This is a genomic window from Salmonella sp. A1325, assembly GCF_056991255.1.
Genome location: NZ_JAMLWO010000010.1, coordinates 127,527 through 140,761 on the forward strand (window position 1 = coordinate 127,527; position 13,235 = coordinate 140,761).

Sequence of the window (13,235 nt, forward strand, 5' to 3'; positions counted from 1 at the left end):
CTCTCAAGGTGTATCTAATCGTTTAGTATTAACTGGTTCTGAAAAGGCTTTGTCCACGCCTTTCATCAAGGGAGATAACAGGTATTCCATAATGCTGTGTTTTCCGGTAATTACACTGGCGTCAACAGTCATACCTGGTTTTAACCACCGTAAATCATCTTCATTAACATCGAATGCAATAATTACTTTATAATAACGCTGAATTGTTCCTCCGGTATTTTCCTCATAGGAATCAGGGCTAATATTATCGATAGTCGCATTATACGATTTTATCTTTGGTTGAATAATTGACTGGACATCCAGCTTAACGGCTTCATCTACATATATTTGGTCACGGTATTTGGGTAGTATTTTCACATCGGCCAGCATAGTCCTTACTTTTGGTTTTATTTCAAAAAGTAAGTCCGCCGCCTGGATCACACCACCATGAGTAGTGGCACTTTTGTTGATTTTATAAATTACGCCGTCAACCGGTGAATAGATATCCTCCTCATTTATCTGCTTCTCTATTACTTTTAATGTAGAGTTAACAACCTCAAGTTCCTGAAGATTTTTAGATATTATTTTAGATAAAGATAATCGCAATTCATTATTAAGCGCCTCAATATCATTAACAACCAGCTCAATATCATCTTTTTTTAAAGTGATACTACTTTCAATATCATTAATTTCAGACTTAACTTTTATATACGCCTGTTTCTTGTTAAGAAAATTGGTATATGGGCTAATTCCTTTTTTTACCAGTGGGGAAAGAATATTTATTTCTTCGGCAAGCAATGCTAGTTCTTTTTCTTTCGAACTCAGCTTCTCTTGTAATCCGCTAATCTCAGAATCAAGAGATGTTTTTTTTAACTCTTTAGCTCTTATCTGACTATGCACTAATTCAATATTCGCTTTTACCTCTTTATTGCTTAAAGAACGGGTGCCATCCAGGGTAATCAACCCACTCTCACTTTCTTTATCAAGAATGAAAGATATTTCGTTAACATCCTTATCCAGATACCCTTTTTGAGTTCTATACCTTTGATATTCTTTTTGCAGATCAAGGTTAACGACCTTTGCAAGGAGTTCTCCTTTTTTTACAGTATCACCCTCGGCCACATAAATATCTTGTATCGTCCCTCCTTTAGAAAGAGATATTAACTGAGCATTATCTTTAGTGGTGATAACGCCCTGACCATGAACCACTGAATTAATTTCTATAAAGTAGGTAAGGATAATAATTAAGATCGTCAAAGAAATAATTATCATCATGAGATGATCGCTTTGTCTTCTATTCATTTCATCACATTTAACTCACTTTCAGTATTTCCTTTTAAATAATCCATTAAATGAAAAATCAATGAGAGTTGCTGTAACTTTAAAATATACAGGCTATATTTGCTGTCGATCATGCTTACATATGCCTGAAATGCTTCATTACGGCTTGAAATTAAATCAAGCAAACTTTTTTGCCCTAACTGAAACTCCTGCTCATATAATTCAGTAAGCTGTAACGCGTTTGTATGTGAACGTTCCGCCACTGAGTAAGTCTCTTTTGCAGCGGCGTATCTTGAAAGTTGTGAATCAATGTTATAACGCGTTTTAATCAAAAAATCGTCAATTTGCAGCTTAGCCTGCGAGTAACTTGCCACCATTTTTCTTTCCTGGGCTGAATTTCTGAACCCATTAAAAATGTTGAAACTGACATTGATACCCGTTTTAAATTCATCTTCATAATCACTTTTTTTGGCACTACCGCTCGGATTATTCTGTACATAGCTGGACACGAGATCTACAGTCGGAAAATAGGATGATTTTGCGGCATTAATATCTTCGGTCGCGGCTTTTCGGGTATTGACAAGCATCTTATAGTCATCGTTGTATTTCATCACCATGTCCATAAGTTTTTCAGGACTTTCGACAAAGATATATTTTTTGAAGAGGTTGAATTTTTCATCGCTTTGAATCTGATCTGGTGATAAATTCAGACCAGTCATATTCTGCATTTTATACATTTCATCATCCAACATCGACTGATACATAATGCTTCTGGTATTTAATGCATCGATAGATACTTGTACTTTACGCATATCAGATTGCATAGCTACACCGGAAGATACCAGCAGCGAAAAAGTTTCCAGCATCTTTTTATAAAACTCTTTCTCCAGATTTACGCCATCAATCATTTCACGATATTTACTGATGTTGTAATAGGTTGTCACAACCTCCTGAGACACTATATTCTTTGTTTTCTCATAGTCAGTTTTACTATTATCTCTTTCGTATTCAGATTTCCTGATATTAGCCCCCCTCACTCCAAAGTCCGTTATTCGGTATGATAAAGACACCTTATTTTCAACGTTTCTCTCGGTACCTGATGACTCTTTCCTGTTATTATTAAGGCCAGATGTTAGATCCAGGGTAGGATAAAGTGCTGCCCGTGAAAGATCTAAGTCACTGTTTTTCTTTTCAGTCTCATAATATGAAACAGCAACAGAGGGCTGATGCGTTAATGCGGCATTAACTAAATCTCTTAGAGGAATGACCGGAAGCTCGCTGGCGTATGTGCTTTGTGTAATAAAAGCAGTCGTCAGAAAAAACATCTTAATCTTCATTTTTTTCCTCCTTGTTTAACAAACGTTGCTTTACTATTTCCTGATGCATAGATGTTATTTTTTCCATTAATGGCATATAGGTATCACGGTAGCTAACCATTTCAGCACTAATCTCTTTAGTATTGGCAATAATCTTTTTATCAGTAGCCGATAGTTCGGATAGCGCTAAATGAACATTGTTCATATCCTCATCCATTTCTTTTCTCAGCCCATCGAGAGTATGAGAAATATCGGCACTGCCAGCGGCAATATCGTTTATGGTCTTACCATGTGAAAGAGATTCCTGATAACATTTATCAACTGATGCCATTATTGAATCATTCTTTTTATCTATAATATTTTGTATTGTACTCATTGCCTCCAGTCGTGCATTATTATCAGCAAGCAGGATATTACCTTCAGATAAACGAGAGGTAATTGTTATTACACCGTCAGATAATTTTTTGAGATTTTCGTTACTGCTTACCAGATAACCATCAATCAGCGTAGAAATTTGTTCCAGTTTTGCTGAGTTATCCAATAGTCGGTTTTGCAAAGTGACAAAGCTATCTGATAGCATCTCTCGTTTCTTTTCTTCATCCTGCGTCCGTAAGTTTTCAACTGTCAGGTAGTTATCAAAAAACGCTTTAAACAACTCTTTAAATTCTACAAGCGTCTCTGATTCAACCCGCAGGCTTCGCTGTTTATTATTGGATCTGTTGCTTATGATTTTTAATTTTTTGATTTCCGTAGAAACAAGGGAATAGGAGCTGCGAACAAAAACACTTTGTGAGGTCAGGAGTATGGCGCAAACAACACCATAGATAGAAGATACAAATGCGGTATTCATCCCTTTCAATGGTTCAGAAAGCGACGCTACCATTGTCACGATCATATTGAGTGTATTACTTGCATTATCACCGCCAACATCTGATGGCGAGCTCAATAAGTTCCCGATTGAACCAATCGTAATAGACAGACCCGCAAACGTCCCCAACAGGCCAACAAGCGTCGACACATTGCTACAGCTCATAATAAATGACAATCGTTGATTACGGGCGGTAGACACATTGTCATCTAATTCCATCAGTAAATTGAAATCACACTGTTTGGGCTCCCCGGCAAACAAAACCTGATTGAGGTTAGAAAGAATGCTATTTTTTCTACTGGCGTCCTGAGCTATTAATATGTCTTTTGCTGAAATATTTTTAAGAATAGTGAATAATGCACACAAAGAACCTGTAATATAAATGGCAATAATGACTCCATTGTAAACTGCAGAAACCATAAAGTTATCAAAAACATACTCTCTTATACCGGGAAAAGATAAAGCGGAAAAAGGGAGTATGGCAAGAAAAAAACAGACAAACAAATAGCGGTAATGATTTATATATTTCACTCTGACACCTTTTTATTAATAGTCGTGATAATAGCTTTACTCGTTGTACTTGATGCTGCGGAGTTAACACTCATGTCAATAACTACATCAGGATATATCTTCTTAATCTCTTTCATTAAAATAATTCCCCGTTCATATCCCAGTCGTAAAGAGTCAGAGAAAGAGATGTCTGCCTGAGGAATAACCATTTCTATCAATAAATTGCTATTAGTTTTGTCTTCTAACCAAGCCTCTATTTTATGAATGTCCTCTTCTGAAAAGCTTCTCAGCCTGCCATGATACGTAATAACAAGCTCATTTTTTGTAGATGTTATATCAGTTTTCTGACCATCGGCGATATCGTATACTCCAACCTCCTTACCTGACATTGTAGTAATTCCGTCCGACACATCTTGTGTATTCACTTCCTTATTAACTATTTCATTAGCATTTGAATTGTCATTGGCTCCGCTATTTTGAGCAGTAGATTTAGTCTTATTCTCTATATTTGCCTTATAAACTTTAATTGAGTTGTCATACATAATAATCATATTATTAAGTGCAAACACCAACATAAGGAATATAAAAATGCACAATACCGTAGAGAATGTATCAACAAAACTAGGCCACGGATTACTTTCGTCTTCCATGTTGTCTCCTGATATTACATTGTGAATAAAATGTTTTTGTGGATTAGAAAGGATAAAGGATGCTCAACTTATTCAGAAAGTGAACGCTACCGCCCTTGGCTTCCTGCTACCAATACGCTTTATAGATTTCAGTTTTCCTACATCTCGTAATCAGAAAAATAAAAAAACGACGCCATTTTTATACGCCCACAACAAAGATGAGTGTTTTAATTAAAAACACTCTTCATTTATTTAATTAGGCAGGCATCAATTATTGTACTAACTATACCTTTCCCAATAATAGGTATCGCATAAGCTCTCAGCTCATGAATAAAAAATAGTCATCAGCAAATTAAAACCACCTGCTAATAAATAGATTTGTTAGCTAATCATTGAAACGCCAAATAATTTTAAGGACATATTCCGTTTTAATACGCGTTATAACCATACGTATTTAATAAATTTGCCTCCAGAGGATAAAATGAATTTTCACAATTAAAACATAGGGTCACAGGGACTTCAATATAACTTAAATCATTAAAAATATAATAAGTGGGGAGTAAAAAATCAGAATTGCGTAAAAAAACACATAAATAAAACCATTTTTTATATAAAGCCAGCTATAAGTAACAATTTTATATTCAGCAATTAAAAATAAATCAAGATGCACATGTCATATTTGAGCTCATCACAAGCTAAAGCAAACATTTAATTAACTATTGATAATACCGACCATTCTCTAACGTTATTTTATAATATCTTTTTGTTGTCAAAAAATGGCTATAAATTATATATTTTGCAGATGAGATTTCTCTTTCATATTTAAGACAATCCGGGTTATTGCAGTACATTTATGAACTTCGGCTGGATAACGATGTGCCGAGGCGAGTCGGCCAGAGGCGATAAGCGACATTTTTCCGTAAGATATGCGCTTCTCTTTTTTGAAAGGGATACAAAGACAATAATACCAGGTAAGAAAATGCCCGGTTTACACCAGGCATTTCAGCAGACGAGAGCTATAGCGAAAATGCAAATAACGCTTTGAGTTTTTTACCAAAAATCAGAACGGAATGTCGTCGTCAAAATCCATTGGCGGTTCGTTAGACGGCGCTGGCGCGGATTGCTGTGGACGCGACTGCGCGCCGCCGCTGAACTGGTTGCCGCCCTGCGGCTGCTGAGGTTGTTGCGGCTGACCCCAACCCCCCTGCTGCTGACCGCCTGCCGGTGCGCCGCCGCCCTGGCGACCACCCAGCATCTGCATCACGCCGCCGATCTGCGGAACGTTAATTTCAGTCGTATAGCGTTCCTGGCCACTCTGATCGGTCCACTTGCGGGTACGCAATTGACCTTCGATATACACCTGAGAACCTTTACGCAGATATTCGCCGGCCACTTCCGCCAGTTTGCCGAACATCACCACCCGGTGCCATTCAGTCTGCTCTTTCATTTCGCCGGTCTGCTTATCGCGCCAGGATTCAGAAGTAGCCAGCGTTAAGTTGGCGACAGCGCCGCCACTTGGCATATAGCGTACTTCCGGGTCCTGGCCCAGATTACCAACGAGAATCACCTTGTTTACGCCTCTGCTGGCCATAATTGAGTCTCCTGAATACGTTTCATAAATAGTGTAAACGCGTGAGTGTACCATTTCCACGTAGCATTTTAATAGCTGCGATGCAGGTTCCAGGTCACTCGCGCGAACCTCATATTGTTGCATACTTTAGCTGAAGATGCATTCCAATACTGTATATTCAAACAGGTTAAATTGTGTCATAATTAGCCGTTTCTGCCGTTTGTCCTTCAAACAAACCAGGCATCCGAGTCTCTACCGGGAAAGGTGAATGGATAAGATCGAAGTTCGGGGCGCCCGCACCCATAATCTCAAAAATATTAACCTCGTCATCCCCCGCGACAAACTGATTGTCGTGACCGGGCTTTCGGGTTCAGGCAAATCCTCACTGGCTTTCGACACTCTGTATGCCGAAGGGCAGCGTCGTTACGTTGAATCGCTCTCCGCTTACGCGCGGCAGTTTTTGTCGCTCATGGAAAAACCGGATGTCGACCATATTGAGGGGCTATCGCCCGCGATCTCAATTGAACAGAAATCGACATCGCACAACCCGCGCTCTACGGTGGGTACTATTACCGAGATCCACGACTACCTGCGTCTGCTGTTTGCCCGCGTGGGCGAGCCGCGTTGTCCGGACCATGACGTGCCGCTGGCGGCGCAAACCGTTAGCCAGATGGTCGATAACGTGCTGTCACAGCCGGAAGGCAAACGTCTGATGCTGCTGGCACCGATTATTAAAGAGCGCAAAGGCGAACACACCAAAACGCTGGAAAATCTGGCAAGCCAGGGTTACATTCGCGCCCGTATTGACGGCGAAGTCTGCGATCTCTCCGATCCGCCGAAGCTGGAGCTGCAAAAGAAACATACTATTGAGGTGGTGATCGATCGCTTCAAAGTTCGCAACGATCTTTCCCAACGCCTGGCGGAGTCGTTCGAAACGGCGCTGGAATTATCCGGCGGCACGGCGGTTGTTGCCGATATGGATGATGAGAAAGCGGAGGAGCTTCTGTTCTCCGCCAATTTTGCCTGTCCGATTTGCGGCTACAGTATGCGCGAGCTGGAACCGCGTCTGTTCTCGTTCAACAACCCGGCAGGCGCCTGCCCGACCTGTGACGGGCTCGGCGTTCAGCAATATTTCGATCCGGACCGCGTGATCCAGAATCCCGACCTGTCGCTGGCAGGCGGCGCGATTCGTGGTTGGGATCGTCGCAATTTTTACTACTTTCAAATGCTCAAGTCGCTGGCGGAACACTATAAGTTCGACGTGGATGCGCCGTGGGCAAGCCTCAGCGCCAACGTACATAAAGTCGTGCTATACGGTTCCGGCAAAGAGAATATTGAATTTAAATATATGAACGATCGCGGCGATACCTCCGTGCGCCGCCATCCGTTCGAAGGCGTGCTGCATAATATGGAGCGCCGTTATAAAGAGACGGAATCCAGCGCAGTGCGCGAAGAGCTAGCGAAATTCATCAGTAATCGCCCCTGCGCCAGCTGTGAAGGAACGCGACTGAATCGCGAAGCGCGCCATGTATTTGTGGAAAATACGCCGCTGCCTGCTATTTCCGATATGAGCATTGGCCATGCGATGGATTTTTTCACTAATCTCAAGCTTTCCGGGCAACGGGCGAAAATCGCCGAAAAAGTGCTAAAAGAGATCGGCGATCGCCTCAAGTTTCTGGTGAACGTCGGCCTGAACTATCTCACGCTCTCCCGCTCGGCAGAGACCCTTTCCGGCGGCGAAGCCCAGCGTATTCGTCTGGCGAGCCAGATAGGCGCCGGGTTAGTCGGCGTGATGTATGTGCTGGATGAACCGTCCATCGGTCTGCACCAGCGCGATAACGAACGGCTGCTGGGTACGTTGATTCATCTGCGCAATCTTGGCAATACCGTGATTGTGGTGGAACACGATGAAGACGCCATCCGCGCCGCCGACCATGTGATTGATATTGGCCCCGGCGCGGGCGTTCACGGCGGCGAGGTGGTGGCTGAAGGCCCGCTGGAAGCCATTATGGCGGTACCGGAATCACTGACCGGCCAGTACATGAGCGGTAAACGCAAAATTGAAGTGCCGAAACAACGCGTGCCGGCAAATCCAGAAAAAGTGCTCAAACTCACCGGCGCGCGCGGCAACAACCTGAAAGATGTGACCCTTACGCTACCGGTAGGGCTGTTTACCTGTATCACCGGCGTCTCGGGTTCCGGTAAATCAACGCTGATTAACGATACGCTCTTCCCCATCGCCCAGCGTCAGTTAAACGGGGCGACTATCGCCGAACCGGCGCCGTATCGGGATATTCAGGGGCTGGAACATTTCGATAAAGTGATCGATATCGACCAGAGCCCAATCGGGCGCACCCCGCGCTCCAACCCGGCGACCTATACGGGCGTCTTTACCCCGGTTCGCGAGCTTTTTGCTGGCGTGCCGGAGTCTCGCGCGCGCGGCTATACGCCAGGGCGATTCAGCTTCAACGTGCGCGGCGGTCGCTGCGAAGCGTGCCAGGGCGATGGCGTCATTAAAGTCGAAATGCACTTTCTGCCGGATATTTACGTGCCGTGCGACCAGTGCAAAGGCAAGCGCTATAACCGGGAAACGCTGGAGATTAAGTACAAAGGCAAGACCATCCACGAAGTGCTGGATATGACCATTGAAGAAGCGCGTGAGTTCTTTGATGCGGTTCCGGCGCTGGCGCGTAAGCTGCAGACGCTGATGGACGTGGGGCTGACCTATATCCGTCTTGGTCAGTCGGCGACGACGCTTTCCGGCGGCGAGGCCCAGCGCGTGAAGCTGGCGCGCGAACTGTCGAAGCGCGGCACCGGGCAGACGCTGTATATTCTCGACGAGCCGACCACCGGCCTGCACTTTGCCGATATTCAGCAGTTGCTTGACGTTCTGCATCAGTTGCGCGATCAGGGCAACACCATCGTGGTGATCGAACACAACCTGGACGTCATTAAAACGGCGGACTGGATTGTCGACCTCGGCCCGGAAGGCGGCAGCGGCGGCGGCGAAATTCTCGTCTCCGGTACGCCGGAAACCGTGGCGGAGTGCGAGGCGTCGCATACCGCCCGCTTCCTTAAACCTATGCTCAAATAACCTTCACGCCGCTTTCCGATTCGCCGGGAAGCGGCATCATTTTTCCTCATCCCACCTCATTGTATCCGTGTTGAGCATTTGTGATTTGCGTGCCGCCTCGCTCTGACATGTGATAGCGCAAACGGTCTGTTATGGAAAACACCATGAAGTTGCCCTACGCAATCACACTACTGCTGTGCCTGATTTTATCCGCCTGCACGCTGCCTGACCGCTTTAGCGCCGTGGCTTTTCAACAACTGACGCTATTACAAGCGCGCTCAACCCGCTTCCTGCAGGACGCGGCGCGAATACCGTGGCAAAAAGAGACACTGCTCAAGGATGACCGCGATATCCGCCAGACATTTTTTCAGGCTGAGCGGGTCGCCCGTCAAGGTGGGGATAAACACCGACTCGATAATCTGGCGCTGCTGAAAAATCACTATTTGCGTCTTTATGCGCGGGTTATGCAACGTAAGCAACCACTTACTTACATCCAGGCTGAGAGATACCAACAGCAAAATAATCAGGTCTGGAAATTAGCCATACAGGGTGAGTGTCTGCATTGGGGCACCCGCTGCACTCAGGGAGATGAAAATGGCGTCTATTAACGAAATACATAACCTGATGACCACCGCCCGGGCCGAACATCCTGTAGCCTCCTCGGCGATTGCCGAGTTTATCCAGACGTATAAGCAGGCAAGAGAAGACAGCGACGACGGTATCCGCGAGTCCGCCGCGTTTATCGCCCGCGCGCTTCAGGAACATGCTCGCGGCTGGCTGGATGACGACGATATGATTATTCTGCTGGAAGGACAGCGGGACCTCGCCAGGCTACGCGCCAATAATGCGCAAATCGCCCTCGGCAGCCGTATCCGGTCTACGGTCATCCGCCTCATTGATATCGCCCTGGCGTTGTTGGTCGGCGCGCTATAATCAGGACTGCGGCAACTGCTTGCGTTTATCTTCCGGCAGCGCATTTACTGCCTGTTGATAAGAGGCATCGACCAGATAATAGAGTTGTGAATCCGGCAGCGATCCGTCCAGATAGACCGTGCTCCAGTGCGCTTTATTAAGGTGCCGACTCGGTCGTACATCGCTGTGCTGCTGGCGTAACAACTCTGCCAGTTCCGGGCTGGTTTTGAGAGAGGCTGCCGGGCGTCCTTCAACTTCTTTTACCATCGCGAAAAGTACATCTTCCACTTTAATTTGCGTCGCTTTCCAGTCGCTGTGGACGCTCTGCTCTGCGCCAGGTTTTGCCATGCAGTATTGCAGTAATTCCGAAATGGTCATTATCATTCCCCTTGTAGTGTCGCGATGATTTTACGTGGACCGCCGTGAATACGGTGCTCTCCCAACCAGATACCTTGCCATGTTCCTAACTGTAAACGCCCCTGGCGTACAGGCAGCAACAACGAGACGCCCAATACTGACGACTTAATATGCGAAGGCATGTCATCCGCGCCTTCGTAATCATGTTCATACGCCGCATTATCGGGAACGGTTTTCAGGAAATGGCGCTCCATATCAGCGCGCACGGTGGGATCGCAGTTTTCGTTTAGCGTCAGCGAGGCCGAGGTGTGTAGCAACAACAGATGCAGCAAACCCGTTTCGACAAGCGGTAAGCCAGACAATTTATCGATAATTTCATCTGTTATCAGATGAAACCCGCGCGGCTTCTCGCTCAGTGTTATGGTGCGCTGATACCACATAGGCTGCTCCTTCCTAAAAACAAACGTCTCCTGAATAGTGTGCAGCAAGTCTGGAAAAGGTAAAAGCCAGCGGGGCAAGTTTGTGCAAAAATCATGCAAAAAAGGAGAGCCTGTCGCTCTCCTGATTTTTAGTACTCCGAGTTGACAATGACTTCCTCGCCAAACGCTCCTGCCTGCGGCAGCGGTTTGTAGGTGGAGTTAGCCGCGCGCAGGATACGAATACCGCGGATACCACAATCACGAGCCGCAGTAATATCGTTATCCGAATCGCCGTAGAAGATACGCATGTTCTTCTCCTGCAGCCACTGAACTTTCGTATTTTGTCCCGGTTTATCGCCGGCGAAAATCACCGGATTCATATTCGCCGCCGGAATATGGAAGTTATCCGCCAGCGTTTTCGACACGGTTTCCGTTTTCGTCTGACTACGACCAGTGACAAAGTAAATACTGTCGCCACGACGAACATGCATATCAATGAGCTGTCGGGCCACTTCTTTTGGAATACTGAACTCATCCCAGCCGTTGTTCATTTTTTCCCAAAAGGCCGGATTTTTCAGATAATCGTCGCTGTCCGGGGAGTAGGTTTTCTTTCCGCGCCAGAATCCGGGGCTGGAGAATAACACGGTGTCGTCAATATCAAAGCCGACCGCCATCGGCGGTCGTCCGGTGAGGCTGTTTTCAATCTGGGCGACAGAGACCCAATGGACAGGCGCTTGTTCCGCGAGTTTTGCAACGTTAGTGCCCGGATTGAGCGTCGAAGGGGAAGATACTAACGCATTCGCGGAATGGTTTAGCGTAAACAATAAACAGACGGCACTCAGCGCCAGGGTTATTTTTTTCATACTTTTCCCTTAAAATTCAAAATATTATAATTATCAAGATGAGTCTTTGCTCAAAAAACTATCTGACCATAACGCCAGTAACGGTCAAAAGGAAGGATTATCTGCGGTTTTGTTACGAAAAAAGAGGATGATCACAACAGCTATTGTCAGGCCGGAGGGCACTGTTATCGCCGTCCGGCCTGAATATTACATGACAGCGGCAAATGCCTTCGCCACGCGGTGTACATTTGAAGAATTAAGCCCGGCGACACACATGCGGCCACTGGCAATCAGGTAAACGCCAAACTCATCGCGCAACCGCTCGACCTGCTCCTCGCTTAACCCGGTATAGCTGAACATACCGCGCTGCTGTAACAAGTAATCAAAGTTGCGGTCAGGCATCTCCGCCTTCAGCTCCTTCACCAGCGTCTGGCGCATCGATATAATGCGGTTACGCATCGCGTCGACTTCCGCCAGCCAGCTCGCTTTTAACGCCTCATCGCCCAGGACCGTAGCGACCACCTGAGCGCCGAAACACGGCGGACTGGAGTAAATTCGGCGCACCGTCGCTTTTAGCTGCCCCAGAACCCGCGCGGCGATTTCGGCATCTTCACACACCACGGACAGGCCGCCGACGCGCTCGCCATACAGCGAGAAAATCTTCGAAAAAGAATTACTGACTAACGCAGGTAACCCGGCGCTGGCAATGGCGCGAATAGCGTAAGCATCCTCGTCCATGCCTGCGCCAAACCCCTGATAGGCAATATCAAGGAACGGAATCAGATCGCGCGCTTTCACTATCTCAATCACCGCATCCCATTGCGAAGGCGTTAAATCCGCCCCGGTCGGGTTGTGACAACAGGGGTGCAGCAGCACGATACTGCGCGCAGGTAACGTATTCAGCGTGGCCAGCAGATCGTTAAAACGGATGCCGTTAGTCGCGTCGTCATACCAGGGGTAAGTACTCACTTCGAATCCTGCCCCGGCAAATATCGCAATATGGTTTTCCCAGGTGGGGTCGCTCACCCATACGCCTGCGTCGGGGAAATAACGCTTCAGGAAATCCGCGCCCACTTTCAGCGCGCCGGAACCGCCTAATGTCTGGATAGTGGCCACGCGCTGTTGCTGAAGAACCGGGTGATCGGCGCCAAAGAGCAAAGGCGCGATAGTATGGCGATAAGTATTGAGTCCTTCCATCGGCAGGTACAGCGAAGCGCCATGCGGCTGCGCGTTAAGCCGGGCTTCGGCTTCGGCCACCGTTTTGAGCTGTGGGATAATCCCGTCTTCGTTGTAATACAGGCCAATGCTCAGATTCACTTTGTCGTGACGGGAGTCGTCTTTAAAACGCTCCATCAGTGAAAGAATCGGATCGCCGGCATAGGCGTCAACTTTTTGAAACACGCGATGGTTCTCCAGGTTTACAGAGGGCAGGAAATAACACAATAAACCGGAAGGACGAGAAGATCGAGAGGATGTTGT

At 46.3% G+C, this 13,235-nt stretch carries 12 protein-coding genes; 3 read left to right on the forward strand and 9 right to left on the reverse strand.

From position 1 onward, the window contains the following. Window positions 1-3: 3 nt before the first annotated feature. The 5 genes from siiD to ssb1 form a co-directional block, all read right to left on the reverse strand. Window positions 4-1,281 (reverse strand): SPI-4 type I secretion system protein SiiD, encoded by a 1,278-nt coding sequence (gene siiD, locus NAZ64_RS18075; protein ID WP_023262289.1) that lies wholly within the window; start codon window positions 1,279-1,281, stop codon window positions 4-6. After that, window positions 1,278-2,597 (reverse strand): SPI-4 type I secretion system protein SiiC, encoded by a 1,320-nt coding sequence (gene siiC / locus NAZ64_RS18080; protein WP_001670706.1) that lies wholly within the window; start codon window positions 2,595-2,597, stop codon window positions 1,278-1,280. Before siiC ends, siiD begins: the two co-directional genes overlap by 4 nt. Further along, on the reverse strand, window positions 2,587-3,975 hold the full coding sequence (locus NAZ64_RS18085; protein WP_131046696.1) for a MotA/TolQ/ExbB proton channel family protein: 1,389 nt from the start codon (window positions 3,973-3,975) through the stop codon (window positions 2,587-2,589). The genes siiC and NAZ64_RS18085 overlap by 11 nt, the downstream gene beginning before the upstream one ends. Next, window positions 3,972-4,604, reverse strand: coding sequence for an SPI-4 type I secretion system auxiliary protein SiiA (gene siiA, locus NAZ64_RS18090; protein ID WP_131046697.1), 633 nt, complete (start codon window positions 4,602-4,604; stop codon window positions 3,972-3,974). The genes NAZ64_RS18085 and siiA overlap by 4 nt, the downstream gene beginning before the upstream one ends. Window positions 4,605-5,643: 1,039 nt before the next feature. Beyond that, window positions 5,644-6,174, reverse strand: a complete 531-nt coding sequence (gene ssb1, locus NAZ64_RS18095) for a single-stranded DNA-binding protein SSB1 (RefSeq protein ID WP_000168322.1) — start codon at window positions 6,172-6,174, stop codon at window positions 5,644-5,646. A 247-nt stretch (window positions 6,175-6,421) separates the two neighbouring features. Between ssb1 and uvrA the strand changes: the two genes are divergently transcribed. From uvrA to NAZ64_RS18110, 3 genes are all read left to right on the forward strand, one after another. Continuing rightward, window positions 6,422-9,247 (forward strand): excinuclease ABC subunit UvrA, encoded by a 2,826-nt coding sequence (uvrA, locus tag NAZ64_RS18100; RefSeq protein ID WP_000357722.1) that lies wholly within the window; start codon window positions 6,422-6,424, stop codon window positions 9,245-9,247. Between the two features lie 131 nt (window positions 9,248-9,378). Continuing rightward, the gene (locus NAZ64_RS18105; RefSeq protein WP_220569482.1) at window positions 9,379-9,834 is read left to right on the forward strand and encodes a hypothetical protein; all 456 of its coding nucleotides are present in this window, start codon (window positions 9,379-9,381) and stop codon (window positions 9,832-9,834) included. Next, complete coding sequence (locus NAZ64_RS18110) at window positions 9,821-10,159, forward strand: hypothetical protein (protein ID WP_000146588.1); 339 nt, start codon at window positions 9,821-9,823, stop codon at window positions 10,157-10,159. Before NAZ64_RS18105 ends, NAZ64_RS18110 begins: the two co-directional genes overlap by 14 nt. Here the strand turns inward: NAZ64_RS18110 and NAZ64_RS18115 are convergent, their stop codons facing one another. The 4 genes from NAZ64_RS18115 to tyrB all read right to left on the reverse strand — a co-directional run bounded on the left by NAZ64_RS18115 (window position 10,160) and on the right by tyrB (window position 13,157). Then, window positions 10,160-10,516: an MmcQ/YjbR family DNA-binding protein gene (locus NAZ64_RS18115; protein ID WP_000155665.1), complete on the reverse strand. Its 357-nt coding sequence runs from the start codon at window positions 10,514-10,516 to the stop codon at window positions 10,160-10,162. 2 nt (window positions 10,517-10,518) lie between these two features. Next, entirely contained in the window at window positions 10,519-10,935 is a 417-nt protein-coding gene (locus NAZ64_RS18120) for a secondary thiamine-phosphate synthase enzyme YjbQ (protein WP_220569483.1), read from the reverse strand. A 128-nt stretch (window positions 10,936-11,063) separates the two neighbouring features. Then, window positions 11,064-11,777, reverse strand: a complete 714-nt coding sequence (gene aphA / locus NAZ64_RS18125) for an acid phosphatase AphA (RefSeq protein ID WP_000724436.1) — start codon at window positions 11,775-11,777, stop codon at window positions 11,064-11,066. 186 nt (window positions 11,778-11,963) lie between these two features. After that, window positions 11,964-13,157 carry an aromatic amino acid transaminase gene (tyrB, locus tag NAZ64_RS18130; protein WP_220569484.1) on the reverse strand — a complete coding sequence of 398 codons (1,194 nt, stop codon included), beginning with the start codon at window positions 13,155-13,157 and terminating at the stop codon, window positions 11,964-11,966. Window positions 13,158-13,235 lie beyond the last annotated feature (78 nt).

Bases quoted from the DNA above. Each gene is read 5' to 3' on its own strand.
- siiD (WP_023262289.1), bottom strand. From the start codon at position 1,281: ATGAATAGAAGACAAAGCGATCATCTCATGATGATAATTATTTCTTTG.
- siiC (WP_001670706.1), bottom strand. From the start codon at position 2,597: ATGAAGATTAAGATGTTTTTTCTGACGACTGCTTTTATTACACAAAGC.
- siiA (WP_131046697.1), bottom strand. From the start codon at position 4,604: ATGGAAGACGAAAGTAATCCGTGGCCTAGTTTTGTTGATACATTCTCT.
- ssb1 (WP_000168322.1), bottom strand. From the start codon at position 6,174: ATGGCCAGCAGAGGCGTAAACAAGGTGATTCTCGTTGGTAATCTGGGC.
- uvrA (WP_000357722.1), top strand. From the start codon at position 6,422: ATGGATAAGATCGAAGTTCGGGGCGCCCGCACCCATAATCTCAAAAAT.
- NAZ64_RS18105 (WP_220569482.1), top strand. From the start codon at position 9,379: ATGGAAAACACCATGAAGTTGCCCTACGCAATCACACTACTGCTGTGC.
- NAZ64_RS18110 (WP_000146588.1), top strand. From the start codon at position 9,821: ATGGCGTCTATTAACGAAATACATAACCTGATGACCACCGCCCGGGCC.
- NAZ64_RS18115 (WP_000155665.1), bottom strand. From the start codon at position 10,516: ATGACCATTTCGGAATTACTGCAATACTGCATGGCAAAACCTGGCGCA.
- NAZ64_RS18120 (WP_220569483.1), bottom strand. From the start codon at position 10,935: ATGTGGTATCAGCGCACCATAACACTGAGCGAGAAGCCGCGCGGGTTT.
- aphA (WP_000724436.1), bottom strand. From the start codon at position 11,777: ATGAAAAAAATAACCCTGGCGCTGAGTGCCGTCTGTTTATTGTTTACG.